24 protein-coding genes are annotated in these 25,160 nt (G+C 65.6%); 8 read left to right on the top strand and 16 right to left on the bottom strand.

From position 1 onward, the window contains the following. Positions 1 to 15 precede the first annotated feature (15 nt). Both ASG27_RS07395 and ASG27_RS27130 read right to left on the bottom strand, forming a co-directional pair. On the bottom strand, positions 16 to 2,196 hold the full coding sequence (locus ASG27_RS07395; RefSeq protein ID WP_082486037.1) for a TonB-dependent receptor: 2,181 nt from the start codon (positions 2,194 to 2,196) through the stop codon (positions 16 to 18). Between the two features lie 184 nt (positions 2,197 to 2,380). Beyond that, positions 2,381 to 2,773 (bottom strand): DUF2946 family protein, encoded by a 393-nt coding sequence (locus ASG27_RS27130; protein ID WP_056414801.1) that lies wholly within the window; start codon positions 2,771 to 2,773, stop codon positions 2,381 to 2,383. Between the two features lie 288 nt (positions 2,774 to 3,061). Here ASG27_RS27130 and ASG27_RS07405 point away from each other — a divergent pair, with 288 nt between their 5' ends. Continuing rightward, the gene (locus ASG27_RS07405) at positions 3,062 to 5,713 is read left to right on the top strand and encodes a toll/interleukin-1 receptor domain-containing protein (protein ID WP_056414804.1); all 2,652 of its coding nucleotides are present in this window, start codon (positions 3,062 to 3,064) and stop codon (positions 5,711 to 5,713) included. A 196-nt stretch (positions 5,714 to 5,909) separates the two neighbouring features. On the opposite strand, the gene mmsB is transcribed toward ASG27_RS07405, so the two are convergent. The 6 genes from mmsB to ASG27_RS07440 form a co-directional block, all read right to left on the bottom strand. Further along, positions 5,910 to 6,803: a 3-hydroxyisobutyrate dehydrogenase gene (mmsB, locus tag ASG27_RS07410; protein WP_056414807.1), complete on the bottom strand. Its 894-nt coding sequence runs from the start codon at positions 6,801 to 6,803 to the stop codon at positions 5,910 to 5,912. A 178-nt stretch (positions 6,804 to 6,981) separates the two neighbouring features. Continuing rightward, positions 6,982 to 7,383 carry a DUF488 domain-containing protein gene (locus ASG27_RS07415; protein ID WP_056414809.1) on the bottom strand — a complete coding sequence of 134 codons (402 nt, stop codon included), beginning with the start codon at positions 7,381 to 7,383 and terminating at the stop codon, positions 6,982 to 6,984. A gap of 60 nt (positions 7,384 to 7,443) precedes the next feature. After that, positions 7,444 to 7,962 carry a TfoX/Sxy family protein gene (locus ASG27_RS07420; RefSeq protein WP_056414812.1) on the bottom strand — a complete coding sequence of 173 codons (519 nt, stop codon included), beginning with the start codon at positions 7,960 to 7,962 and terminating at the stop codon, positions 7,444 to 7,446. Positions 7,963 to 8,284: 322 nt separating this feature from the next. Next, entirely contained in the window at positions 8,285 to 9,451 is a 1,167-nt protein-coding gene (locus tag ASG27_RS07430) for an acyl-CoA dehydrogenase family protein (RefSeq protein ID WP_056414819.1), read from the bottom strand. A 192-nt stretch (positions 9,452 to 9,643) separates the two neighbouring features. Beyond that, entirely contained in the window at positions 9,644 to 9,991 is a 348-nt protein-coding gene (locus tag ASG27_RS07435; RefSeq protein ID WP_156370780.1) for a lysozyme inhibitor LprI family protein, read from the bottom strand. Positions 9,992 to 10,302: 311 nt separating this feature from the next. Then, positions 10,303 to 11,826, bottom strand: coding sequence for a CoA-acylating methylmalonate-semialdehyde dehydrogenase (locus tag ASG27_RS07440; RefSeq protein WP_056414821.1), 1,524 nt, complete (start codon positions 11,824 to 11,826; stop codon positions 10,303 to 10,305). Positions 11,827 to 11,988: 162 nt separating this feature from the next. Between ASG27_RS07440 and ASG27_RS07445 the strand changes: the two genes are divergently transcribed. From ASG27_RS07445 to ASG27_RS07465, 5 genes are all read left to right on the top strand, one after another. Further along, entirely contained in the window at positions 11,989 to 12,879 is an 891-nt protein-coding gene (locus tag ASG27_RS07445; protein WP_056414825.1) for a LysR family transcriptional regulator, read from the top strand. 79 nt (positions 12,880 to 12,958) lie between these two features. Then, positions 12,959 to 13,483: an NUDIX hydrolase gene (locus ASG27_RS07450; RefSeq protein ID WP_056414828.1), complete on the top strand. Its 525-nt coding sequence runs from the start codon at positions 12,959 to 12,961 to the stop codon at positions 13,481 to 13,483. Continuing rightward, positions 13,480 to 13,941 carry a YiiD C-terminal domain-containing protein gene (locus ASG27_RS07455; protein WP_056414831.1) on the top strand — a complete coding sequence of 154 codons (462 nt, stop codon included), beginning with the start codon at positions 13,480 to 13,482 and terminating at the stop codon, positions 13,939 to 13,941. Before ASG27_RS07450 ends, ASG27_RS07455 begins: the two co-directional genes overlap by 4 nt. A gap of 51 nt (positions 13,942 to 13,992) precedes the next feature. Then, entirely contained in the window at positions 13,993 to 14,370 is a 378-nt protein-coding gene (locus tag ASG27_RS07460) for a PH domain-containing protein (protein WP_056414834.1), read from the top strand. 141 nt (positions 14,371 to 14,511) lie between these two features. Next, positions 14,512 to 15,084 carry an EF-hand domain-containing protein gene (locus tag ASG27_RS07465; protein ID WP_056414836.1) on the top strand — a complete coding sequence of 191 codons (573 nt, stop codon included), beginning with the start codon at positions 14,512 to 14,514 and terminating at the stop codon, positions 15,082 to 15,084. 105 nt (positions 15,085 to 15,189) lie between these two features. Here the strand turns inward: ASG27_RS07465 and ASG27_RS25835 are convergent, their stop codons facing one another. The 8 genes from ASG27_RS25835 to ASG27_RS07500 all read right to left on the bottom strand — a co-directional run bounded on the left by ASG27_RS25835 (position 15,190) and on the right by ASG27_RS07500 (position 22,787). Next, on the bottom strand, positions 15,190 to 15,348 hold the full coding sequence (locus ASG27_RS25835; RefSeq protein ID WP_007856361.1) for a DUF3309 family protein: 159 nt from the start codon (positions 15,346 to 15,348) through the stop codon (positions 15,190 to 15,192). A 367-nt stretch (positions 15,349 to 15,715) separates the two neighbouring features. After that, on the bottom strand, positions 15,716 to 17,359 hold the full coding sequence (locus ASG27_RS07470; RefSeq protein ID WP_056414839.1) for a DHA2 family efflux MFS transporter permease subunit: 1,644 nt from the start codon (positions 17,357 to 17,359) through the stop codon (positions 15,716 to 15,718). 12 nt (positions 17,360 to 17,371) lie between these two features. Then, entirely contained in the window at positions 17,372 to 18,739 is a 1,368-nt protein-coding gene (locus tag ASG27_RS07475) for an HlyD family efflux transporter periplasmic adaptor subunit (RefSeq protein WP_056414842.1), read from the bottom strand. Positions 18,740 to 18,939: 200 nt separating this feature from the next. Next, on the bottom strand, positions 18,940 to 20,421 hold the full coding sequence (locus ASG27_RS07480) for an efflux transporter outer membrane subunit (protein WP_235503975.1): 1,482 nt from the start codon (positions 20,419 to 20,421) through the stop codon (positions 18,940 to 18,942). Positions 20,422 to 20,506: 85 nt separating this feature from the next. Beyond that, positions 20,507 to 21,037: a MarR family winged helix-turn-helix transcriptional regulator gene (locus tag ASG27_RS07485; RefSeq protein WP_056414845.1), complete on the bottom strand. Its 531-nt coding sequence runs from the start codon at positions 21,035 to 21,037 to the stop codon at positions 20,507 to 20,509. Positions 21,038 to 21,254: 217 nt separating this feature from the next. Beyond that, positions 21,255 to 21,896, bottom strand: a complete 642-nt coding sequence (locus tag ASG27_RS07490; protein ID WP_056414846.1) for a zeta toxin family protein — start codon at positions 21,894 to 21,896, stop codon at positions 21,255 to 21,257. A 23-nt stretch (positions 21,897 to 21,919) separates the two neighbouring features. After that, a complete protein-coding gene (locus ASG27_RS07495) occupies positions 21,920 to 22,261 on the bottom strand; it encodes a TA system antitoxin ParD family protein (protein WP_056414849.1) in 342 nt (113 codons plus the stop codon). A gap of 115 nt (positions 22,262 to 22,376) precedes the next feature. Next, the gene (locus ASG27_RS07500) at positions 22,377 to 22,787 is read right to left on the bottom strand and encodes a nuclear transport factor 2 family protein (protein ID WP_056414852.1); all 411 of its coding nucleotides are present in this window, start codon (positions 22,785 to 22,787) and stop codon (positions 22,377 to 22,379) included. Positions 22,788 to 22,883: 96 nt separating this feature from the next. On the opposite strand from ASG27_RS07500, the gene ASG27_RS07505 reads away from it, so the two are divergent. Further along, positions 22,884 to 23,771, top strand: a complete 888-nt coding sequence (locus ASG27_RS07505; protein ID WP_056414856.1) for a LysR family transcriptional regulator — start codon at positions 22,884 to 22,886, stop codon at positions 23,769 to 23,771. An 87-nt stretch (positions 23,772 to 23,858) separates the two neighbouring features. Beyond that, positions 23,859 to 25,148 carry a M20/M25/M40 family metallo-hydrolase gene (locus ASG27_RS07510; RefSeq protein WP_056414860.1) on the top strand — a complete coding sequence of 430 codons (1,290 nt, stop codon included), beginning with the start codon at positions 23,859 to 23,861 and terminating at the stop codon, positions 25,146 to 25,148. The last annotated feature ends 12 nt before the right edge of the window (positions 25,149 to 25,160 follow it).

The raw sequence follows: 25,160 nt of genomic DNA on the forward strand, positions 1-25,160 counted from the left end.
GGAAGCAGCTGGGTGTCAGAACTTGGCCTGCAGGCCTGCGGTGAGGGTGCGCGCCGTGCCTGGCGTGACCCACACCCGGCTGTACGAGCTGGTGTAGTGCTTGGCGTTGAACAGGTTGTCCATGTCGAGCGTGACGCTCAGCGTGGGGCTCAGGCGCCAGTACGCCACCAGCTTGGCGGTGGTGTAGCTGGGCAGATCGAAGCTGGCCGCGCCCGCATTGGCCTCTGCCTGCGTGCGCGCCTGGCCCAGACGCTTGCCCATGTGGGTGATGCCGCCGCCCACGCCGTAGCGCTGGCCGTTGGCCAGGGTGTCTTCGTACACGGCCAGCACGCTGCCGTTGATGCGGGGCACGTTCAACAGCCGGCCGCCGACTTCGAGCAGGTTGTCGCGGGCGATGCTCACGTCGTTGAGCACCAGGCTGGCGTTCACGCGCCAGTGCGCGTCGAGCCGGCCGGCCAGGTCCAGCTCCAGCCCGCGGCTGCGCACCTCGCCGGCGGCCACCGAGAACCCGGCATTGGCCGGGTCGCTGGTCAGCACGTTGCGCTTGCGGATGTCAAAGAGGGCGGCGGTGGCGCCGATGCGCTTGTCGCTGCTCTCCCACTTGGCGCCCAGCTCCAGCGCGCGGGCTTTTTCAGGGTCGAAGCCATTGCCTGCGACGTCGGAGCCGGTGTTGGGGCGGAACGAACGGCCCGCGTTGGCGTACACCGTCCACGCATCGGTGGGCAGCCAGCTCACGCCCAGGCGGGGCGACACGGCCGAGGGGCTCTGCGCGGTGGTGCGCTGCGTGAGGCGGTTGTTGAGCGACTGGTCGTAATTGTCGGCGCGCAGGCCGGCCATCACGCGCCACTGCGCACCCAGCTTGATGGTGTCCTGCAGATACAGCGCGGTGTTGCGCTGCTTTTCCAGCGTGTCGGTATTGCGACCCGGCGTGGGCTGGGGCTGGCCATACACCGGGTTCAGGATGTCGATGGCATACGGCGCGGCCGTGCTGGGGTTGGCCCGCAGCATCAGCGAATCCATGCTGAAACGAAAGCTCTCCACACCCGCCAGCACCTCGTGCTCCAGCGCACCGGCACGCACCGTGCCCTGCAGCTCGGCCTGCAGCGCGATGTCGTCGGACTGGAAGTCACGGTAGCGGCGCTGGCGCGTGAGCGTGCGGTTGTCGGGCCGCAGCGCGGTGGGCTCGGTCGAAAAGCCCTCCAGGCCCGTCTCGCGGTACGACAGCCCGGCCCGGCTGCGCCAGTCGGGGTTCCATTCGTGGGACAGCACCAGTTGGTGCGTCTGGTTGCGCACGGTCACGTCGCCATCGGCCGGCTCGCCCAGAAAGCGGCTCACGGGGATGGCGCCCAGCCGGTTGTTGACCGCCACCACACCCCGGTCGAGCGGCGTGGCGTGGCGCAGCAACTCGGCCGTGTACTCCAGCACCGTGTCGGGCGTGAGCTTCCAGGTCAGCGCGGGGGCCACCACCTGGCGCTGCGCATCCACATGGTCGCGAAAGCTGCCCCGGTCTTCCACCGCCACGTTCAGGCGGTACGCCAGCCGATCGTTGATGGGCCCGGTGGTATCGAGCGCCGCGCGGCCCAGGCGGTTGCTACCGGCATAGGCCTCCACCGAGTGGGCGGCCTTCCACAGCGGCTTCTTGCTCACGATGTTGAGCGTGCCGCCCGGCTCGCTGCTGCCGTACAGCGCGGCAGCCGGGCCCTTGAGGAACTCGATGCGCTCGACACCCGCCAGATCGCGCGGCGCGTTGAAGCCCCGGTTGGACGAAAAGCCGTTGAGCAAGGTCGCCATGCCCGTGTTCTCGTTGCCCGGCAGGCCCCGGATGGCGATGTTGTCCCACAGCCCGCCAAAGCTGTTCTGGCGCGAGACGCCGCCCACGTAGTCGAGCACATCGTCCAGCCGCGTGGCGCCCAGGTCGTCGAGCGTCTGGCGCGACATCACGCGCACGGATTGCGGCAGCTCGCGCAGCGGCAGGGTGGTCTTGGCGCCCTCGGCCTCGTCGGCGTAGTAGGCGCCGGAGGCGCTGCGGCCGACGACGTCGACGGCGGAGAGGGTGGGTGTGGTGATCCCATCGCCGTCTGCGGCGAAGGCGGGGTTGATGGAGGCGAAGAGCGACGCAACCGCCACGGCCGACAACCTGGGGCGTGGCAAGGCCGCTGGGCGTGTAGACGAAAGAAAAGAAGACGAAGAACGCATGGCAAACCAGTCCAAAAGCGATGAATGCAAAGCCAGGAGCAACGTGGCCCACACCCGCCTGATTCAAGTGGTCAAGGCGGGCGCACAAAGCCGCGTGCCCGTACCCACCCCGGCGGGGTGAATACATGGCTGAAAAAAGAGGGGGTGCGCTTGAGAGCGCGAGCTGGCTAGGGCCTGACGCGTGTCAGGCCCGCTGGGCTGGCGGAGGATCGCGTGCGGCAAACGGCCATCGCACTTGCTGGACCGTGAACGGGTCTGCGCTTTGCGGCCTGAGTGTGCTGGGTGTTGCGGGAAGCGGTAGCTGGCCGGCCGCCGGTGCATGTGCCAGGCCCGCCTCCAGTGCGTGGCTCAGGCACCAGGCGCAGGTGGTGGGTGTGCTTTCGCTGTGCTCGCCCGTGGCTGGGGTGTCTGTGGCATACGCATCCACATCGCCTGCGGCTGTCGATGCCGTGGCGCTGGCTACTACCTCCTGGATGTGCCGTGCCTCATGCAGAGGCACGCCCGCCAAGGCGTTGAAAAACGCCACCAGCAGAAGCACGATGTGGAGAGGTAGGGCGGGGATGGTGCTGCGCAGCATGAGGGGATGCGAATCATACTCAAGTGCGGGTGGTAGCTTGGTGGGTAAGTGAGAACGGGTTTGGATATTCGCTACTCAGCGCGGCGAGAAATCTGGGGCTGAATAAGAATCTTTGTGATCAGTAGCCTGTCTCCCGAGGCAAAATTCTCCATCTTCGGCTGTGAACTCAAGTTAACTATTGCTGGGCATCGATGCCCGCATACTTGTTGATGTTCTCTTGGATGAGGTGGTGCGTGCATGTCATTTTTCACTTCGGAACGAGCCATAGACCATCCATAATGACCTTTCATGTGCCCCGATATCGCTACGATTTTCGAGTGGGGCGTCCAGCACAAAGCGCAGATTTCAAACATTGGAGGAGTCATGGCAAATTTCGCAAAAGCCTTCGTATCGCATTCCAGCATCGACAAGCCACTGGTTGAACAGGTCGTCAAAGCAGTTTCTGCGGCGAGGTGGGAGATCGACAGCCACACATTTGAAGAAGGTAATTACAGCGCTGGGGAAATCACCGCCGCTTTGGGACGATCCGATCTCTTCGTCCTGATCGCGTCTGCTCATTCGATGAGTTCAGAGTGGGTAAAGTCTGAGTTGGAGATCGCCCAGCATCTCTTGTATGCGGGCAAGCTGGGGGGGGTTGTCGCTTTCATTGTTGATGGGACGCAGGCGGAAGCGCTCCCCGAATGGCTGAGGATGCGCGTCTTCGTTCGCACATCCAATCCCGTTCGCATCACCAACTTAATTCGTTCCAAGCTTGTAGAGCTTGATACCAAGCGAGGCGTCAAGCCGAAACCATACGTACAGCGGAGCAAATTGCAAGGCGAGATGGAACGGCGAATCGCAGATCTTCGGCTACCGATTCAGGCCATTTATTTGAGTGGAGTTGACGGGATTGGAAAACGAACTGTAGGCACGCGTACTCTGGAACCGCTGTTCCCCGGACGTGACGTGAGTGGAATTGATATATCCGTTGCGGATGGCGAAGGGGTTCTTGAAGCCTATCGAAAGATGTATTTCGCTTGGCGGAGGCCTACAACTGCCGAAGCCCGTAGCGTCTTCGATGAGTCGGCTGCGATGAGTCGAGATGAGCTAGTCGAGAAGACCTGTGAACTATTGAGATTAATAGATGAGCAAAGAATGTTTGTCTGGCTAAGATTCGACTACGACATCCTGGACGACGACGGGAACCCTCAGCAGGACCTGGCCGCGCTTCTGAAAGGTTTGACGAACAAGCGGCCTACTCTCGTGATCTGCGCCAAGCGATTGCCACGCGTCGCTGCTCAGAGGCGGGCGGAGAATGTTGGCTTCTTCAAAGTGGAAGGTCTAACCGAGGAAGAGTCTGCCCGCGTTTGGACGTTCGCATTGGAGCATCTGGAGTTTGACGATCTCGAACCACAGTTCCTGAATTTCTTGCGCGGCGAAGTAAGCGGGCATCCCGCAATGATCTGGACAGCTGCTGAATACGTTGCTTCTTCGGGCCGGGCTGCGGTCGAAGCGAATCCCAGAGAACTAATGGAGGCACTGCGCGGTTTGTCCGTTAGCTTAGTCGAGGGTCTAGCGCTTACGTCCACCGCAAAGAAGCTGTTGGCGTTGTTCGATGAATTCAATGCGATAGATCCAACAGATCTGCTTGAAATTTGCGGTGGGCATGATCAGGAGATCGCCGAATCAGTAACGAGACTCGTTAGTTTGGGCCTGTTGGAATCCGAAGGTGACCACCTTCGCATCGCTTCATATTTCAGGAGGGCTCGGTTCCGTAAACAATTTGCGACTGAAACAGAGGAGTTCGTCGCGGATGCCCGGAGGCGTTTAGTTGGAATTACTTCCAGTTACCAGGATGAAGACGAGATATCGTTCGAAACTATCGATGTGGCATTGATTAACTCTATTGCCATGGGAAAGCGTGTATCTGACCTTTTCGGCGAAAGGGCAGTTGTAGGCTCCCATTACCTGCGGGTGGCGCGTAGCAACTACGACAGGGAGCGCTACCCTGACACTGTTCGATTCGCGATGGCTGCGCTCGACAAGCGACACACGCTCACCAATGAGGCTGTGGTGGAATCCTTGCGACTTCTTGGAATGGCTTCAGTTCGTATCGGAACCGAAGGAGCCGAGAGCCTTGCACGTGCGATTGAGGAACTGAACAAGATCGGTACCACACAGGCGGCTCGTCACGTGCATTTTATTCAAGGTTTCGAGCATCGATGGAATGGCAGCTACGAGAGGGCCGAAGCAGAGTTCGTCGAGGTTTTGAAGTTCAATGCTCGCGACGTCCACGCACTCAGGGAATTGGCGCAACTCTTGGTGGGTCGGGAGGAGTATCAGGAGGCGGAGCGATATGCTCGCGACGCTCTGGAGAGAAATCCTGGAAACCCATTCATTCTCGATGTGCTGATCCAGTGTCTCGTTGAACGCGGCAAACAAAATCTTCCCCGTTTAGCGGCAGATGAGGAACTTGAAGATCTTTTCGCGCAGTTGCAGATTGCTGACCGTCGTGAGCAGTCGGACTTTACCAATCTGAGGCGTGCTCACTATTTTGCGGCGTTGAAGGATTTTTCAGAGGCTATGCGGTGGGCAGACGCTGCGGTGCACAGGGCTCCGGGGAAAGTTGGAGGTTATGTGATGCGTGCTGAGATCAAGCTTCGCGTAAAAACCGATACGAAACTCTTCCATTCGGTGGATGTAGACATCAAACACATTCAATCTATCGCGGATGAGTCCAAAGGAGCAAAGTCTCATGGCGCCCTCCTTGCAAAACTTCGCGTCCGATACGAGTTGGCTAAGGGAAATGTCGGAGCCGCCGTTGAGCAGCTAAATCGTGCTCCATGGGCTCATCGGCAGCTGAGAAAAAAGTTAGCGTGGGAGATAGGGGCGGAAATCGTAGATAAAAATCTGCAGGATCCCGATCTTGTCGCTTTTGCTAATCAAGCGCTCGCATCTTGATTGAATGCTGTAGTTTGATAGATTTTCTGGCAATGGTTAATTGGCGTTAAATAATTGCGGCAAATTTCCTATCGTCTTTTCTTGTGGTAATGAAAAAATTCAATTTCGCACTGATTATTTGAATTAATTTATTGAAATCGACCATTGCAATAAAAGCGCCAGCAGACGCTGGCGCTTTTCTGTAAAGGAAGAGCGATTACCCCTTCTGCACCATTTTAATAATGCTGGAAAAATCCAGTCCCCCATGCCCAGCCAAGCTGTGCACCGCATACAGATTTCGCGCCATCCCCCCCAACGGCGTGGCGGCCTTTACCGCCGCCGCGTTCTCTTGCGCCAAGCCCAGGTCCTTGAGCATCAGATCCGTCCCAAAACCACCCGCATAGCCCTTGCTTGCAGGCGCAGTCTCCATCACGCCGGGGTAGGGGTTGTACTTCTCCAGCGCCCAGTTGCCGCCCGAGCTGCGGCGCATGATTTCGCTCAGCACCTTGGGGTCCAGCCCATTGGCGACGCCCAGTGCGATGGCTTCGCTGGTGCCGGCCATCAGGATTCCCAGCAGCATGTTGTTGCAGATCTTGGCCGTCTGGCCGGCGCCCACGTCGCCTGCGTGGAAGATGTTGGCGCCCATCTTTTCGAGGATGGGGCGGGCGCGTTCCAGCGCTGCGGTGTCGCCGCCCACCATGAAGGTCAGCGTGCCGGCGATGGCGCCGCCGGTGCCGCCCGAGACGGGGGCGTCGATGAAGGCCAGGCCGCGGGCCTTGGCCGCACCGGCCACCTTGCGCGAGGTGGCGGCGGCGATGGTGGAGCAGTCGATCACCAGCGCGCCCTCGGCCAGCTGGGGCAGCAGGCCGGGCTGCTTGTCGTTGCCCAGGTAGAGCGATTCCACATGCTGGCTGGCGGGCAGCATGCTGATGACGACTTCGGCGCCCAGCACGCAGGTGGCGGCGTCGGCGGCAATGCGCACGCCGTCAGCGGCCAGCTTATCGCAGGCGGGTTTGGAGAGGTCGAAGGCGCCCACGTCGTGGCCGGCCTTGTGCAGGTTCAGGGCCATGGGGCCGCCCATGTTTCCGAGGCCGATGAATGCGATCTTCATGCTGTGTTGCTCCTTGATGTCGTTGTGATGAGGGGGTCAGGGGGTAAGGGTGATGCTGGCAACGCCTGGGATGGCGGGGCCGTGCAGAACGGTGTGATTGGTTAGAAAAGGCTTGCTATCAAATTTGTAGCTGCTGGCGCTTACCTATTCAGCGGTAGAGGCCGAAGAAGCTTCAAGCTCAGCCCTCCACACGGGCGCCGCGCGCCAGCAGCTCGGCCCGTAGCACCGAGCGGTGGCAGCGCGACTCGTGCTCGCAGTAGCAGCCCACCGACATCGCGCTGTGCTGCGACAGCGCGGCCAGCAGGTCCAATGTGCGGCTGGCCTCGGGCTGGGCCAGCTCCTTGCGGTAATGTTGGACGAACGCCTGCCAATCCTTGTTGCCCTCGGGGCCTGCGGGGACCTGCTGGCCCTGGGTCATCAGCTCTTGCGTGGGGGCGAGCAGCGGGTACCACACGTCGTAATAGTCGCGGCTGGCGAACTCGGCCTTGGGCACGCCGCGCGGCGGGCGGCGCACGGTGCCGATGCGGGTGCCTTCCCCGGTGGCGCGCGGGGTGCCGAGGCGGACGATGCGGATGGGCATGGTGGTGGCTCCGGGGTGGGCTGGAGGTGATGGAGTGTGCTTGCGCGGGGCGAGGGCGGCTCAGTCGTCGGCTTCGAAGATGCTGTGCTTCTTGGCTGCAGCTGTCCTCGTTGCCGCGGTCTTCGTTGGCGGCTTGTTCGCGCCCGCACTCTTGGCGGCCGCTTTGGCGGCTGGCTTCTTGCCAGCGGTGGTTGCCGCCTTACCGGCTGCCACGGCGGGCGCGCGTTTCTTGCGCGGACTGGCCTTGGCCAGCGGGTTGTACGCCAGGGCTTCGTCGACCCAGAAGCTCCACTGCGCCCGCGTGGAGTAGCCGTTGGGCTCCACCCAGAAGTAGCCTTTCATGCCCCCGCCGGGCGACAGCTCGCGGGTGTTTTGCATCTCCTGCAGCTCGCCATGGCGTTCGGGCGGCAGGCGCACCAGCAGTTCTTCGCCCTTGACCGCAATGCACATCTTGCCTTCCACGAAGAACGCGTGGGTGCCGAACAGCGGGCGTTCTTCCACATCGCTGCATTGGGCGAGCGCCGTGCGCACGGCGTCGATCAGGTGCAGGGTTTCGTCGGAGAGGGGGCGGGCGGGCATGGCGTATCCGGGTGTTCAGGTCTTGGCGTTGCGGTCTATGTAGGATTGGAGAGCGCGCGGGTCTTCGTGCCGGAAGAGCAAGCCGCAGTCTTTGCACATCTGGAATTGGTTCGAGTGAACAGCCACGCCATAAGACGCCCGAAAAAACTTCCACTTGTATCCCGCCGGAATGAACTCGCCCGCGCCTTCGCCCATATGAAGATGCCCTGCCTGCAGTCGCTCCGATTGGCACCCCGGACATCGCGGCAGCGTGGTTTCCTCAAAGCGTGGAAAGTGAGAATAGCGGACGGGACTGTGTGTCATGGAGCGGTATTTTCACCAGCTATCGAATCGCCTCCGTCGCATCCCCATCCAGCATGCGCCGCGCAATGATCACCCGCATGATCTCGTTCGTGCCTTCCAGGATCTGGTGCACGCGGGCGTCGCGCAGCAGGCGTTCCAGCGGGTATTCGCGGATGTAGCCGTAGCCGCCGTGCAGCTGCAGTGCGTCGTTGATGACGGTAAAACCCGCATCCGTGGCAAAGCGCTTGGCCATGGCGCAATAGGTGGATGCGTCGCGCGCACCGGCGTCCAGTTTGCTCGCGGCCAGGCGCACCATCTGGCGCGCGGCGACGAGTTCGGTGGCCATGTCGGCCAGCTTGAATTGCAGCGCCTGAAAGCTCGCGATCGGCTTGCCGAACTGCTTGCGGTCCTGCATGTACTGCTGGGCGGCGTTGAGCGCGCCCTGGGCCGCGCCCACCGAGCAGGTGGCGATATTGATGCGGCCGCCGTCCAGGCCCTTCATCGCGATCTTGAAGCCTTCGCCCTCGCGGCCCAGCAGGTGGTCGGCGGGGATGCGCACGTTGTCGAAGCTGATGGTGCGCGTGGGCTGGCTGTTCCAGCCCATCTTCTGTTCCTTCTTGCCGTAACTGATGCCCGGCGCGTCGGCCGGCACCACGAACGCGCTGATGCCGCCTGCGCCCGATGCTGCATCGCCCGTGCGGGCCATGAGCACCAGCACGTCGGTGGCGCCCGCGCCGCTGATGAAGGCCTTGCTGCCGTTGATGACGTACTCGTGCCCCACCTGTTCGGCGCGGGTCTTGAGCGAGGCCGCGTCGGAGCCCGCGCCGGGTTCGGTCAGGCAGTACGACGCGAGCTTTTCGCCGGTGGTGAGCAGCGGGCCCCAGTGGTCGCGCACCGCGGGCGTGGCCCAGGTGCCCAGCATCCAGGTGGCCATGTTGTGGATGGTGATGAAGGCGGTGGTCGATGGGTCTACCGCCGCCATCTCTTCGAAGACCAGCGTGGCGTCCAGCCGGGGCAGCGCGAGGCCGCCGGCCGCCTCGGGCGCGTACAGGCCGCAAAAGCCCAGTTCGCCGGCTTTGGCGATGGCCTCGCGCGGGAAGATGCCTTCCTCGTCCCAGTGCGCGGCGTGGGGTGCCAGCTCCGCCTGGGCGAAGTCGCGTGCGGTCTGGGCAAAGGCGCGCTGCTCTTCGGTGAGTTCAAAGTCCATGGTGTGTCTCGGGGTCGCTGGTTGTCGTTGTGTTTTTCTGGGGGACAGGGTTTGCGCAAATGCACTGCTCACGCGGAGCTTGCCTGTCCTGAGCTTCGTCGAAGGGACGGTGCGCCGCGCGAGGCTTCGACAGGCTCAGCCCGAACAGGTATGTCGAGTTCTAAGGCTCTGAATCCATGGTGCGCATGGCTTTCATGGCTTGGCGGAAGGGTGGTCCAGCGTCAGCCAGCGCATCAACGCCTTGCGCCGCGCCTGGGTCTCGGCGGTCAGGCACTCGTGGTACACGCGCGGCCCTGTGGGCTCTGACTCGGCACTGCGCGTGGACTGCTTGCAGCGCGTGGTGCGCTCGCGCAGCCAGGCCGAATGCTCCTGGCGCAGCTGGGGCCGCTCGTGGGCCGACAGGGCGCGCATCACGTCGCCGTAGAGGATGGCGATCTCGGTGTCCGCCGCCTGGAAGGCTTGCACGGCGCAGGCATTGGTTTCTGGCACTGTGCCGCCGGGGTTGCAGGCAGCGCCGGCCTGGGCGTGGGCTTGCGGCATGGTCAAGAGCACCGAGCAGGGCAGCACAACAGCGAAGGCCCAGGCAGGCACTTTGATCTTTGGCAGGTGGAGTTGCATGGCCTGGTTTTAACACCGTCGTTGCGCAGCATGGGGGCCTTCGACAAGCTCAGGCTGAACGGTCGCGGTTGGGTTGGGGTTGGTCCGGGTGTTGTCACACCGGCCGCCATCTCACATCCGTTCGGGCTGAGCCCGTCGAAGCCCTGCGCAGCGCTTCGACCCCCACTCAGCATGAACGGGTGTCTGGGTCGCGGCCAGCATGGCACGTGGCACGTACCAACCCCCGGCAGCACTTACTTCAAGCTGATCGTGGTATTCACACCGTGCGACACGGTGCTGTCGTCAAACCAGCGCGCGGTCACCGTCTTGGTCTGCGTGTAGAACAGCACGACCTGCTTGCCGTACGGGCCCAGATCGCCCAGCTTGGACGCGCGCGAGCCCGAGAACGAGAACAGCGGGACCGGCACGGGGATCGGCACGTTGATGCCGACCTGGCCCACGTCGATCTCTTCCTGGAACTTGCGCGCCGCGGCACCCGACTGGGTGAAGATGGCGGTGCCGTTGCCGTTGGGGTTGTCGTTGATGAAGGCGATGGCTTCGTCGATGTCTGCCGCGGCCGACAGGCACAGCACGGGGCCGAAGACTTCCTGCTCGTAGATGCTCATGCCGGGCTTGACGCCGCTGAACACCGTGGGGCCCACGAAGTTGCCTTTCTCGAAGCCGGCCACCACGGGGTTGCGGCCATCGAGCTCCAGCTTCGCGCCATCGGCCACGCCGCGCGCGATCAGGCCTTCGACGCGGTCCTTGGCGGCGCAAGACACCACGGGGCCCACGTCCGTGCCCTTTTCGGTGCCGGCGCTGATCTTCAGCGTCTTGGCCTTGGCCACCAGGTCGGGGATCCAGTATTGCGCCTCGCCCACCAGCACCACCACCGACAGCGCCATGCAGCGCTGGCCTGCAGCGCCGAAGGCCGCACCGGCCAGGGCGTTCAGGGTCTGCTCCTTGTTCGCATCGGGCAGCACGATGGCGTGGTTCTTGGCGCCCATCATGCACTGCACGCGCTTGCCAGCCAGGCTGGCGCGGTTGTAGACATGGGTGCCGACCTTGGTGGAGCCCACGAAGCTGATCGCCTTGATGTCCTTGTGGTCGCAGATCGCGTTCACGGCCATCTCGCCGCCGTGGATCACGTTGAGCACGCCCGCAGGCACGCCGGCTTCGAGCGCCAGCTCCACCAGGCGCATGGTGACCATCGGGTCCTGCTCGGAGGGCTTGAGCACGAAGGTGTTGCCGGTGGCGATCGCCATCGGGAACATCCACAGCGGGATCATGGCCGGGAAATTGAAGGGCGTGATGCCCGCACACACGCCCAGCGGCTGCAGCAGGGTATAGGTGTCGACGCCACCGGCCACGTTGTTGGCCAACTCGCCCAACTGCAGGTTGCCGATGCTGGCGGCGTGCTCGACCACTTCCAGGCCGCGGAACACGTCGCCTTCGGCGTCGGGCAGGGTTTTGCCTTGTTCGGCGGTGAGGATGGCGGCCAGCTCGGCCATGTTCTCGCGGATCAGTTGCTGGTACTTGAGGAAGATGCGGGCGCGCGTGCCGATGGGCGTCTTCTTCCAGGTCTTGAAGGCTTCCTTGGCCGAGGCGACTGCGGCATCGATCTCGTCGGCCGTGGCAAACGGCACGCGCGCCAGCACTTCTTGCGTTGCGGGGTTGACCACATCGCGCCACTCCGTGGTCTTGGACTCGACGAACTGGCCGCCGATCAGCAGCTTGACGGTGGGGGCCAGCACGGCCTGCGAGGTGGGTGCGTTCATGGGTGTTGTCTCCTGAATGGAATAGGGCGCCGCAGCGGGTAACCAGCACATGGTAGCTGTGCAAATTTGTGAATACAATAGACAATACTGCGCACAAGGTTTGCAAAAATGCAGATCGGTCGCGAGCGATGGGCCTCGCGAGACGCCGTACAGAGAGGGCTTATGGACTGGGACAACCTGCGCTACTTCCTGGAGCTGGCCCGCGCCGGCACGCTGGTGGGCGCTGCGCGCCGCCTGGCCGTGGACCACACCACGGTGGCGCGGCGCATCCAGGCGCTGGAAAAGCAGGCGGGCTCGGCCCTGTTCGCCCGCGAGGCCGGGGGCCACCGGCTGACCGAGGCGGGCCGCGCGCTGCAGCCCCAGGTCGAGGCCATGGAGGCCGCCTTTTTGGCGGTGGAGAACGCCGCGCCCGGCGCGCGCCAGGGCCTGCAGGGCCTGGTGCGCATCGGTACGACGGAAGGCTTCGGCAACCTGGTGCTGGCGCCGCAGCTGGCGCACTTTGCGCTGGAGCACCCGGGCCTGGTGCTGGACCTGCTGGCCCTGCCGCGCCTGGTGCACCTGTCGCGGCGCGAGGCGGACATCGTGATATCGCTGGAGCGGCCTGCGCGCGGGGCGGTGCTGGTGGTCAAGCTCACCGACTACGTGCTGCAGTTGTACGGCACGCGCAGCTACCTGGCCCGCCATGCGCCCATCCGCACGGCGGACGACCTGCAAGGGCACAGTTTCATCAGCTATGTGGACGACCTGCTGTTCACCAAAGAGCTGCAGATCCTGGACGAGCTGCACCGCCCCGCGCGGTTTGCGCTGCGCAGCACCAGCATCCTGGCGCAGTACGAGGCGGTGCGCGCCGGTGCCGGGCTGGCAGTGCTGCCGGCCTTCGTTGCGGCGCAAGACCCGGCGCTCACGGCGGTGCTGCCCGGCACGGCGCGTTTCACCCGCACGTTCTGGATGTCGATGCCTGAAGAGAACAAGCACGTGGCCCGTATGCAGGCCACCTGGGCCTTTCTGCGCGAGACGGTGGCCGCCCAGCAGGGCTTGCTGCTGCCCGACTGAGCCGGGCGCACGTCGCTGTCGGGCCCGGCCCGCGTCGCGCACACGGTGCCTGTCACCATGCCGCGATAGGATCGGCGGCATGAACCCAACAGCACCGTCCACCCCCATCGCGCCGCGCATTCGCCTGCGGGCAGCGGCAGTCATCACCCGGCCCGGGCAGGTGCTGCTGCACCGTGCCGAAGGCGACATGTTCTGGGCACTGCCCGGCGGCGGCATCGAGCCGGGCGAGAGCGCCGCCCAAGCGCTGGTGCGCGAGATGCACGAAGAACTGGGCGTGGCGGTGGAGCCGGGCGCGCTGGCCTGCGTGGTCGAGAACTTCTTTGCCTATGGCGGCGTGGACTACCACGAGATGGGTCTGTACCTGCACGCCCAGCCGCAGCCCGGCAGCCTTCTGGACCAGACGCCCGGCCCGTATGTGGGCGCCGAAGGCCATCGCGGGCTGGAGTTTGCGTGGTTTGCCCGTGCCAGCCTGGCCCAACTGGACCTGCGCCCGGCCTTCCTTGGCGAAGCCTTGGCAACGCTGGGTGACGTGCCTGGCCCTGTGCCGCACTTCGTGCACCGCGACCCGGCCCTCGCACCCACCGACCCGAAAGCCCCCGCATGAATCCTCGCGACCTGGAGTCCTACCTGCACGACCACATCCCCCTGGCCCGTGCCATGGGCGTGTCGGTGGTGGACGCATCACCGCAGCGCGTGGTGCTGACTGCGCCGCTGGCGCCCAACATCAACCACCGCGACACGGTGTTCGGCGGCAGCGCGTCGGCCGTGGCGATCCTGGCCGCGTGGAGCATGCTGCATGTGCGGCTGTCGGCCGAAGGGCTGGGCAGCCGGCTGGTCATCCAGCGCAACACCATGGACTACCTGGCGCCCATGGCCGGCACCTTCACTGCCTTGGCCGACGCCCCGTCGGCCGCGGTGTGGAGTTCCTTCACCCGCATGCTGCAGCGCAAGGGCATCGGGCGCATCGTGCAGACGTCGGTGCTGCACTACGAGGGCCAGCCCGCCGGGCGGCTGGAGGGCGAGTTCGTCGCCTTCGGGCAGGGCTACCAGTCGCTGGCCTGAAGGGCCGGGGCTTGACGGGCCACCGGGACATCACAACAGCAGGAGAACACGATGGGACTTTTTGACGGCGTCATGGGCAATGCATCCAAGATCGATGCAGCGAAGATCCAGGAAGAGTTCGGGCGCATCCTCGCGCCCGGCGAGGTGGTGGAGCATGCCTACCAGCTCATCCGCGACTACTTCGTGTTCACCAACAAGCGGCTGGTGCTGGTGGACAAGCAGGGCATGACGGGAAGCAAGGTCGAATACCACTCGCTGCCCTACAAGAGCATCACGCACTTCAGCATCGAGACCGGCGGAACCTTCGATCTGGATGCCGAGTTGAAAATCTGGATATCGGGCAGCGCCGCGCCGTTTCAAAAGCAGTTCAACAAGCGGCTCAGCATCTACGAGGTGCAGTCGGTGCTGGCGGGCTACGTGCTCAAGTAGGCAAGGTGGGGGGCGATGTCGCCGCTTTTCAGGCCTTTGCCAGGTGCACGGTGCGGGTACCCTGGCGGGGCAAGGCGAAACGGTGGCCCGTCGATGGTCGTCCCACGGCACCGGGGTGTCGCCACACAGGAGTTCATGGCGATGTCACCTCTCATTTCCGGCCTGGCGTCCGTCGCGTCGATGGTCTTCAACGCCGCCTCGGGCGGATCCTCCAAGGCAGCGGCCACGCGCCGCAGCAGCGAGACGGCCGATGCGCAGCCCTCTGCGGTCGTCACGCTCAGCCCGCAGGCCGAGGCGCTGGCCGGGTTCGCCGGCAAGGGCATTCTGGTGTCGCAAGGCAAGCTTGATGGCGCCTTGGGTGCCGTCCAGCGCGGTGGCGCGCAGAGCGGGGGAAGTGCAGGTCTTGCCGGCAATGGCTCGTCCTTGTCGGTGCAGGACTTTCAGGAGATCCTGACCCGCTTTGGCGCCGACGATGCGCAAAAGCAGCAGATCACGGCGGGCTTCGATGCCAACAAGGACGGCAGCATTTCGCACGACGAGTTCTTGAAGGGCATGGCCAGCACATCGATCCAGAAGCAGGGCACCGATTTCTCGCAAGCGGTGCTTCAGTTGATGGACAAGGGTGGCGATGCCAATGGCGTAGTGAACCAGAACGAGTTCGCAGCGTTCACCACCGCGTTCGCCGGCGCAGAAAAGCGCGTGGGCACGGTGTAAGTACAGCGCCCACGAAAAAGCGGCCCGAGGGCCGCGTTTTTCTGGAAGGTGTGACAACGGGATGCTGCGGGCGTTATCCGCCCGCGCCACCCTGGTGCCGCACTTTTATATCCTGCCCATGAGCAGCAGGATCACCAGGATCAACACCACGAGGCCGATACCACCGCTGGGTCCGTAGCCCCACGAGCGGCTGTGGCCCCAGGTTGGCAGTGCGCCAACGAGGATGAGGATCAGGACAATCAGCAGAATCAGCGAGAGCGACATGGCAGTTCCTTGTTATGGGTTACGGTGAATGCATTGTTGGGCCCGTACCCTGTAGGTGACCGAAGGTGCTGCGCCTGCTCCCGGGTCAGGAATTTCCGACAGGGAGTGTGGGATTGCAGGGGCGCGTGGCGGCCCGCGGGCGAGGATGGCATCTGCCGTTGCTCGCTGGGCGAACGGCCATGTGATTGCTATCAATGGGGTAGCTGCTCGCGCAATCCAGGCAAGCGGTAGCGATCATTTTGGAGTTGAGTCGTCAGCGTGGCGTGCGGCGAGCCCTGCAGTTGCCGCGCGATGCGTGGCCCCAAAAAAAGAACCGGCCTGGGGGCCGGTTCTTCGCGCTGTGGCACTGCGGGCGCAGGCCCCGCTGTCAGTGCGCCCCACCGGCGTCGGCCGCGCCGCCGCCCGCGGCCCGTGGCGGCCGCTTGGTCAGCCAGATCAGCCCGATGAGCAGCAGGAACAAAAACGCCGACCCGAGGAAGATGTCGTTGGCAGCCCGCGTGAAGGCCTGCTGGTCGATCAGCCGGTTGATCTGCGCCAGCGCCTGCATCTGCGTGAGGCCCGATGCGGTCAGGTTGTCCAGCGTCTGCCCGAACACCCCCTGGCCTTGCACCAGCCCTTCGGTCAGGTGCGCGTGGTGCATGGCGGCGCGGCTCTCCCAGAGCGTGGTGGCGATCGACGTGCCCATGGCGCCGGCGGTGATCCGCACGAAGTTGGACAACCCCGCAGCCGCCGGTATGCGCTCGGGCGGGATGCCTGCCAAGGTCAGCGTCGTCAACGGAATGAAGAAGAACGCCATGGCCGCGCCCTGCAGCAGGGTGGGGATCAGGATGTGGATGAAGTCTGTCTGCACCGTGAACTGCGAACGCATCCACAGCACCGTGCTGAACACGATGAACGCGCCCGTGGCCATGCGGCGTGGGTCCCACTGGCCGACCTTCTTGCCCACCAGTGGCGTGAGCAGGATGGCGAACACGCCCACCGGCGCCAGCGCCATGCCGGCCGAGGTGGCGGTGTAGCCCATCCACTGCTGCAGCCACAGCGGCAGCAGCACCACGTTGCCGAAGAAGAGGGCATACGCCACCGACAGCGCGAGTGCACCGAAGGTGAAGTTGCGGCCCTTGAAGAGCTTCAAGTCCACCACCGGGTGCTTTTCGGTCAGCTCCCACACCAGGAACACTGCGAACGCGACCACGGCCACCACGGCCATGATGACGATCTCGCCGGAGGCGAACCAGTCGAGCTCCTTGCCCTTGTCGAGCATGAGCTGCAGCGCACCGACCCACAGCACCAGCAGGGACAGCCCCACCGTGTCGATGGGCAGCTTGCGGATCGGCGTCTCGCGCTTGCGGTAGATGCCCCAGGTGAGCAGACCGGCCAGCAGGCCCACGGGCACGTTGATGTAGAAGATCCAGGGCCAGGAGATGTTGTCCGTGATCCATCCGCCCAGCAGCGGCCCCACCACCGGCGCGACCAGCGTGGTGACCCCCCACAGGGCAAGGGCGGTGCCCGCCAGCGCCTTGGGGTAACTGGCGAGCAGCAGCGTCTGGCTCAGCGGGATCATCGGCCCGGCCACCAGGCCCTGCAGCACGCGGAAGAACACCAGCATCTCCAGCGACGAGGCGAACCCGCACAGCCAGGAGGTGAGCACGAACAGCAGCACGCTCATGGTGAACAGGCGCACGGCGCCAAAGCGCTGCGTGAGCCAGCCGGTGAGCGGCACCGAGATGGCATTGGCCACGCCAAAGCTGGTGATGACCCAGGTGCCCTGGCCGGGGCTCACGCCCAGGTCGCCGGCAATGGCGGGGATGGAGACGTTGGCGATGGACGAGTCCAGCACGTTCATGAACGTGGCCAGCGACAGCGACAGCGTGCCCAGCAGCAGGGCGGTGCCCTGCAGTGGCGGGTACGCGGCCGGTGGGCCCGAGGGGGCCGAAGGCGGCGGTGCAGCAGGGGCCGCTGGCGCGGCGGGGGCCTGGCCTGCGGTGTCTGCAGTGGGGTTGGCGGCAGTCATGCGAACCCCGGCTTACTGCACCGCTGGCGACTGCAGTGGCTGTGACGACGCTGCGGGGGCTGACGCATGTTTTTCGACACGGGGCGCAGGGAGCGTCGTGGCGAGTGCCGGAGCCTTTGCAGTGCCTGTGCCAGCCGCGCTCACCCTGGGCGACGCCGCGGCCACGGCGGCCTTGCTGCTGCGGCCCAGGTTGGCGGCGATGATCTGCGCGACTTCATCGTCGGCTGCCTTGAACTGCTCGTCGAACACGGCGGTGGCGGCCACGGGGGTGGAGCGCTGCGTGTCGGCCAGGGTCTTGCCGCTCTGGTCGGCCGTGTCCACCTTGACTTCCATCGACAGGCCCACACGCAGCGGGTGCTCGGCCACCTGCTTGGCGTCCAGCGCGATGCGCACGGGCACGCGCTGCACCACCTTGATCCAGTTGCCGGTGGCGTTCTGCGCGGGCAGCAGCGCAAACGCTGCGCCGGTGCCGGCACCGAGGCCGGTCACGGTGCCGTGGTACTTGACCTTGGTGCCGTACACATCGGCTTCCAGCTCGGCGGGCTGGCCGATGCGCAGGCTTTGCAGCTGGCTTTCCTTGAAGTTCGCGTCCACCCACAGATCATTCAGGGCCACCAGCGTCATCAGCGGTGCGCCGGCCTGCACGCGCTGGCCCACCTGCACGCCGCGCTTGGCGACGTGGCCGTCGAGCGGCGCGACCAGTTGGGCGCGTTGCACGGCCAGATAGGCCTCGCGCACGCGGGCCGAGGCGCGCTGCACGTTGGGGTGCTGCTCGATGGAGGTGCCTTCGGTCTGCGTCTGGCTGGCGGCCAGTTGCTCTTGCGCGGCCACCACGGCCGACTGCGCGGCGGCCACGGTGCTCTTGGCGGCCGTGAACTGGGCCGTGGCGTGCTGGAACTCTTCCTTGCCCACAGCGCCGCTGGCCATCAGCGGGGCACGGCGGGTCACGTCGTCCTGCAGGCGTGCGGCTTCAGCCTGGGCGCGGGCCAGGTCGGCGCTGCGCAGGCTGACCTGGGCCTTCAGCGTGGAGTTGTTGGCGAACAGCGTGCGCACTTCGCGAACGGCCTGCGCCAGCTGGGCCTCGGCCTGCTCCAGCGCCACGCGGGCGTCGGCAGGGTCGAGCTTGACCAGCAACTGGCCGGCCTTGACATAGTCGGTGTCGTCCGCGCCGATGGAGACGACGGTGCCGCCCACCTGGGGCGTGATCTGCACCACGTTGCCGGCCACGTAGGCGTTGTCGGTGGTCTCCACATGGCGGCCGTTGGCCCAGTGCCATCCGCCCCAGGCGATGGCAGCGATCGCCACGGCAGCGGCGATCACGGTCAGGCCGCGGCGGCGGGCGGGGTTGGTGGCTTTGGGGGTGGCAAGGGGTTCGCTCATGGCAGTGGTCTTTCAGGAATGCGTTGTTATGTGGTTTTTGTAGGGGGCAGGCTCGGGGCAGGCTCGGGGCTGTTGCGCTGGTCAGCGTTCGGGCGTCACCCCGACCGTTCGGGCTGAGCCTGTCGAAGCCTTGCGCGGCGCGTCGACAGGCTCAGCGTGAACGGTTGGGGGACCGGCATGCATGCAGCCTCAGTGGATGTCTATCGCGCCGCGGTCTGCAGGACTGCCGTGTCATCCGTCCAGCCGCCGCCCAGCGCCTTCATCAGCTGCAGGCGGGTATCGATCTGGCGGGCGCGCAGGTCCACGGCCAGACGGCGCTGGGCCAGCACCTGGCTTTCGGTGGACAGCACCACCAGGTAGTTGCCCAGGCCCGCGCGGTAGCGCTCTTGCGCAAAGCGGTAGGCCTTCTCGGCGCTGGCCACGGCGTCGTCCTGCAGCGTTTGCTGGCGGGTGAGCGACTGGATGGAGGCCATGGCGTCGCCGGCTTCCTTCACGGCATCGAGCACCGCGCCGTTGTACTGGGCGATGGCGGCGTCCAGTTCAGCCTGGCGGCCGCCCAGCTGCGCGCGCAGACGGCCGCCGTCGAAGATGGGCAGGCGCAGCGCCGGGGTCACGCCCATCTGGCGCGAGCCGGCGTTGAACAGATTGTCCAGGCCCAGCGAGTTCAGGCCGACGAACGCTGCGATGTTGATGTTGGGGTAGAACTCGCTGCGCGCGCTGTTCACGCCCTGCGTGGCGGCTTCGACGCGCCAGCGTGCGGCCACCACGTCGGGGCGGCGGCCCAGCAGGTCGGCGCCCAGCACGTCCGGCACCGTGTTGCGCTGCAGCTGGGACAACTGCGGGGCCAGCGTCGGCAGCGCATCGGGCGCCTGGCCGCTCAGCACCGCGATCTGGCGGCGGGCCAGGGTGATCTGTTCTTCCAGCGCTTCGATCTGGGTGCGTGCGTCGGGCACGGCGGCCTGGGCCTGCGTCAGCTCGACTTGGCTGTCCAGGCCGGCGGACACGCGTTCCTGCGTCAGGCGCTGCTGCTCTTCGCGCTGCGCCAGGGCGCGGGCGGCCACGTCGCGTTGGGATACCAGCCGGGCCAGCGCCACATAGCTGCGGCCCACCTGCGCGGCCAGCGTGTTGGCGGCGGCGGCCGCATCGGCCTGTGCAGCGCGGGCTTGGCCCAGCGCGGCCTGCAGCTCTGCCGCATGCTGGCCGAAGAAGTCCGGCGACCACGACAGCGTGGCCTGCACCGTGCCGCTGTTGTAGGTGTTGCCGGCGATGGGCGCGGGCACCAGGCCGTTGGCGGTGTAGCGCTGGCGGGTCACATCCACACCCAGGTTGGCCTGCGGGCCGTTGGCCGCTTCGCGCACCTGGCTCAGGGCAACCGCCTGCTCCAGCCGGGCGCGGCTGACGGCCAGGCTGGGGCTGCCCTGCAGGGCTTGTTCGATCAGGGTGTTGAGCTGTGCATCGCCCAGCGTGGTCCACCACTGGCTGGGTGCGGCGGTGGCGCTGGCGGTGGATGCATTCAGGCCCACGGCGGCGGGCGTGGTCTGCGCCAGCGGGGTGTGCGGCGCGCCGGGGCTGGCGCAGCCGACCAGCAGGATGGCGGCGGCCAGGGCCAGTGCCGACACGGCGAAATGGGCGGCAAAGGCAGAGCGGACCGAGGGCAGGGGAGTGGTGGCGGTGGTGGTCACGGGGTTCTCCAGAATGGTTTTGGTGTGTTGTATGGAGGAGGGCGAAGGCGGTTGCATCGGTGGGGTCAAGGCCCCGGGCGTTCCTTCATGCTGACGGCGCCGAAGATGCAGCCGGCGTTGAAGGCGTTGACGCCGTTGAAGGCGGCTTGCCGTTCACCAGCATCCGGCGCAGCAGGCTCAGCAGCAGTTGCCACTCCGCGTGGCTGAAGTCGCTGAGGTGGACGTTGAGCACGTCGGCCAGCACCGCCGGCACGCGCGATGCGACCTGGTCGCCATCGGGCGTGAGCGTCAGGCGGACGACGCGGCGGTCGGTGGTGGACCGCTCGCGCACCACCAGGCCCTTGGCCTCCAGGCGGTCCATCGCGCGGGTCATCGAGGCCGGGTCGGTCTCCAGGTCCCGCGCCAGGCTGGCCACGGTGGTCTGGTCGCAGCGCGAGATCTTGAACAACGGCAGCCACTGCGCATACGTCAGGTCGTGCGTAGACAGCTGCGCGTCAGCCTGCGTGCGGATCGACGACATCACCTTGCGCATCAGGTAGCCCACGCTTTCCTCAGGCTCCAGGTGGCTGGGGCTGTAGAAACCTTGGGCGGAAGAATCGGAAGGCTGAGATGTCATGGGTAGGGAATTTAATTGACTAGACAATGATTGTCTTGGCAATGAGAAACGCCCACAACGGCATGAGGGATTTTTTGTGCGGCCGATTTGCTATGAAATGAATAGCTGCTGGCGCAATGTGGTCAAGCGGTAGGGGCAGATTTTTAGCCTGATGTTGGCCGCCCACGCTCGGCGCAGTCCGCCGTTGACGCCCCCAGAGGGCCGGCGCCTCAACCAGCTAGTGGTGCTCGACCAGGCGCCGGGCCCATGCGGGCAGCGGTGTGACCAGCGGCGTGGTCTGCGTGGGGGAACACATCGCCACCAGTTGTGGCCCGGTGTCCATGGCTTCGGCAGCGTCATACAGGTACGACACGTCGGCCCGGCGCACGGCCAGGGCCAGGTTGTCCATGGTGCGCGGGTAGCGCGCCAGGATGCGGTCTGGCGGCACGGCGTGCCCGCCTTCGCGCACGCGCTGCGCCACGCGGGGCAGCAGCCGTGCCGGGTCGTCCAGCGCCACGATGTACAGGGCCACTGTGTAGCCGCATCGCTGGGCGTCTTCAATCAGCGTGAGTTTGGAGGGGTGCGAGAACACGGTCTCGCTGGCGAAATCAGCACCTTTGCGCAGCAGCGTGGCCCGGCGCGCATCGGCCCATTGTCGGGCGGCTTCGGACCGGGTCTCGGGGTCGGCGATGTGCTGCAGGTGGGCCTGTTCATGCAGGTCGGCGTTCACGAATTCCAGCGGCGGGCCCAGGATGCCTTCGCGCACCAGCGCGCGGTACAGCGTGGATTTGCCTGCGCCGTTGGGGCCGGCCAGCAGGTGGAACCAGCGGGCTGGGGTGGCGATGCCGGGTGGTGAAGAGCGAGACTGCGAAGAAGTCATCAAGCCATCACGCCATCCGGCTGTCAAGCGGCGGTGGCGCCGGCCTTGGTCTGGTTTTCCTGAACCACCTCACGCACCCGCTGGGCCAGCGTGCCGCGTGTTTGGGCTGCCAGCAGGCGGGCGGTGAGGGCGTCCACCGACGCCGGGGCCGCCAGGGTGTTGTGCCGCAAGGCTGCCGCCTCGTACTGTTCGATGGCGCTGCGGGCTTCCGACACGCTCAAACCCGTGTGTTCCACGACCTGCCCCAGCGTGGCCCAGTATTCGATCTGGCTGGCCACCGAGCGGCGCATGGGCTGCGCGGCCTGGCGGGCCTGCTCCACCAGGTGCGCGGGGAGTTTGACGGAAGAAAAGGCGGTGGCGGACATGGTGGTCTCCTGATTGGCGCATTTTGCGCCAATCAGGCTAAAGCCGCAACGCCGCCCAGCACGCCGCGCGCGGTGCGCAGCGTCCACCGCCCAAGCTTGGGCCCAAGCGCGCGCATCAGTCCGGCGCGTACTTGTCGCCCACCTCTTCACGCAGGGGGTGGGTGTCGTAGACGATGTTCATGTCGCGGATGAGCGCGCTGCCCGCACCGAAGGTGAACACGTCCACGCAGGTGAAGGTCACCTCGCGTCCGTCGTTCAGCGTCCAGTCATAGCGGAAGTAGGCGGCAACGCGCACGGCGCCCCCGTCAGCGCCAGGCAGCACCGAGCCAAACAGGTCCAGCACGGTGATCACGCTGCCGCTGGAGGCCTGGGCCAGCTTCTTGAAGAAGTCGCTGGCGCGCATGGTGCCGAGAAAGGGTGAGTGCACCACGCCATCGGGCTCGAAGCAGGCGATCAGCCCCTCGGTGTTGCTCGCATGCAGGTGGCCGAGGTAGGTGCGTACGGTGTCAATCGGTTGCTGGGTCACGGGGTGTATCTCGCTGGGGTGGGATGGATGCCTGAGCTTCGCGCCGTCTGCGCCGTCCGGCAAGCGACAATGGGGCTCCATACATAAATGCGGCTTATGTATCTTCGCCACCTTGAGTACCTGCGTTCCATCATCGAACACGGCAGCTTTGCACGGGCCGCGCTGGCCTGCGGCGTGTCGCAACCGGCCATCAGCCAGGGCATGAAGTCGCTGCAGGCGCACTTTGCCGCCCCGCTGCTCGTGCGGCAGGGGCGCCGCTACCTGCCCACCGACTTGGCCCGAGCGGTGTCGGCGGAGGCGGCGTCAGTCGGAGAGCGCATCGACGCGCTGCCTCGGCTGGGCACAGGCACGGCGGAACGCCACCAGCTGCGCGTGGGGCTCACCTCGTCTGCAGCCATAGTGTGCGGGCCGGTGCTGTACCGGGGCTGGTGCGTGCCGCAAGGCAGGCGTTCGCTGGCCATGGCGACGGCAGATGAGGGCAGCTTGCTGGCCGGATTGCTGCAGGGGCGGTTCGACGCGGTCATTGCGCCCCGGCCGCGCAAGTTCGACCATGCGGACGTGTCCGCCCGGCGGCTGTACGACCTGCAGCCGCTGGTCTACGCGCGCCGCCGCCATCCATTGGTCCAAGCCCGGTCGCTCGCGCAGCTCCAGGGCGCGGCCTGGGCCTGCGTGGGGCCGAGCGTCAGCGGGCCGGTGGATGTGCTGACCGAGGCACACCGCGTGCGGCGCATGCCCGCGCCACGCATGGCAGTGCGCTGCCCTGATTTCGCCAGCCTGCTGAACCTGGTGGCAATGTCGGACCTGCTGGCCGTGGTGCCACACCCCGCATTGCTGGGCGCCGCCGCGCCGCAGGTGGCAGCGCTTCGGCTGGCCGAAGCCTTGCCGCTGTATGCCATGTGGCTGTTCGAGTTGCGCCACCATGCGCCGCGCATCGGCCCGCAGCTGTGGGCCGACCTTGTGGCGGCCGGCGAACCGGTGGTGTGATACAGGCGTTGCAAGCGGCCGAAATGTTTGAAACAGGCGTTGCAACGCTCCATAATGGCTTTTCCTTTTTTCAGGCCCCGCCGCACCATGCAACACCCGCACTCCGCTCCGTCCTTCGTCCGTCCGTTGATCGCATCGATCGCACTGGCCTTGTGCGCCAGCGCAGCCCAGGCCGCGCCCGTGGCGGATGTGCATGCCCTGGCCCAGAAGGAGCAGCAGCCGCTGCTGGACACGCTGCGCGACCTGGTTCACATCGAATCGGGCAGCAAGGACATCGAGGGCCTGAACCAGATCGCCGAGCGCATCGCCAGCCAGCTCAAGCAACTGGGCGGCACGGTGGACGTGCTGCAGACCAGCGACATCTACCGCCTGGACGACACGCCCGAGAAGGTGGGGCCCGCCGTGCAGGCCGTGTTCAAGGGCACTGGCACCCGGAAGATCATGCTCATCGCCCACATGGACACGGTGTACCTCAAGGGCATGCTCAAGGCCCAGCCGTTTCGCATCGAGGGCGACAAGGCCTACGGCCTGGGCATCTCGGACGACAAGCAGGGCGTGGCGCTGATCATCCACACCGTGGCCCTGCTGCAAAAGCTCAACTTCAAGGACTACGGCACCCTCACGGTGCTGATCAATGGCGACGAGGAAATCAGCTCGCCCGGCTGGCGCAGCACCATCACCCGCGTGGCGGCCGAGCACGACGCGGTGTTTTCTTTTGAAGGCGGCGGCACCGATGGCTCGCTGCGCCTGGCGACCAGCGGTATCGGCGCGGCCTACCTCACGGTGCAGGGCAAGGCATCGCACGCGGGCGCCAAGCCCGAAGACGGCGTGAACGCGCTGTACGAGCTGTCGCACCAGTTGCTGCAGATGAAGGACCTGTCGAAGAACGACGAAGGCCTCAAGCTCAACTGGACGGTGTCCAAGTCCGGCACCAACCGCAACGTGATCCCGGCCGAGGCCACCGCCCAGGCCGATGCACGTGCCCTGAAGGTGTCCGACTTCGACGGCCTGGAAAAGACGCTGCAGGAGAAGGTCAAGGCCAAGCTGCTGCCGGCCTCCAAGGTAGACGTGAAGTTCGAGGTGCGCCGCCCGCCGCTCGAAGCGAGCGAGGCATCGCGCCGAGTGGCCGGCTACGGCAAGGTCATCTACCAGGAGCTGGGCCTGCCGCTCAACGTGGTTGAAAAGGCCACGGGCGGCGGTACCGATGCCGCCTTTGCGGCGCTGAAGACCAAGGGCGCGGTGGTGGAGGGCATGGGCCTGTCGGGCTACGGCGCACACTCCAATGACGCCGAGTACGTGCAGGTCAACACCATCGTGCCGCGCCTGTACCTGGCCACCCGCATGATCATGGACATCTCCCGCGGTGCCGTGAAGTAACGCCGCGGCCGC

Origin of the sequence: Acidovorax sp. Leaf191, from assembly GCF_001424425.1 — a bacterium.
GTDB lineage: Bacteria > Pseudomonadota > Gammaproteobacteria > Burkholderiales > Burkholderiaceae_C > Acidovorax.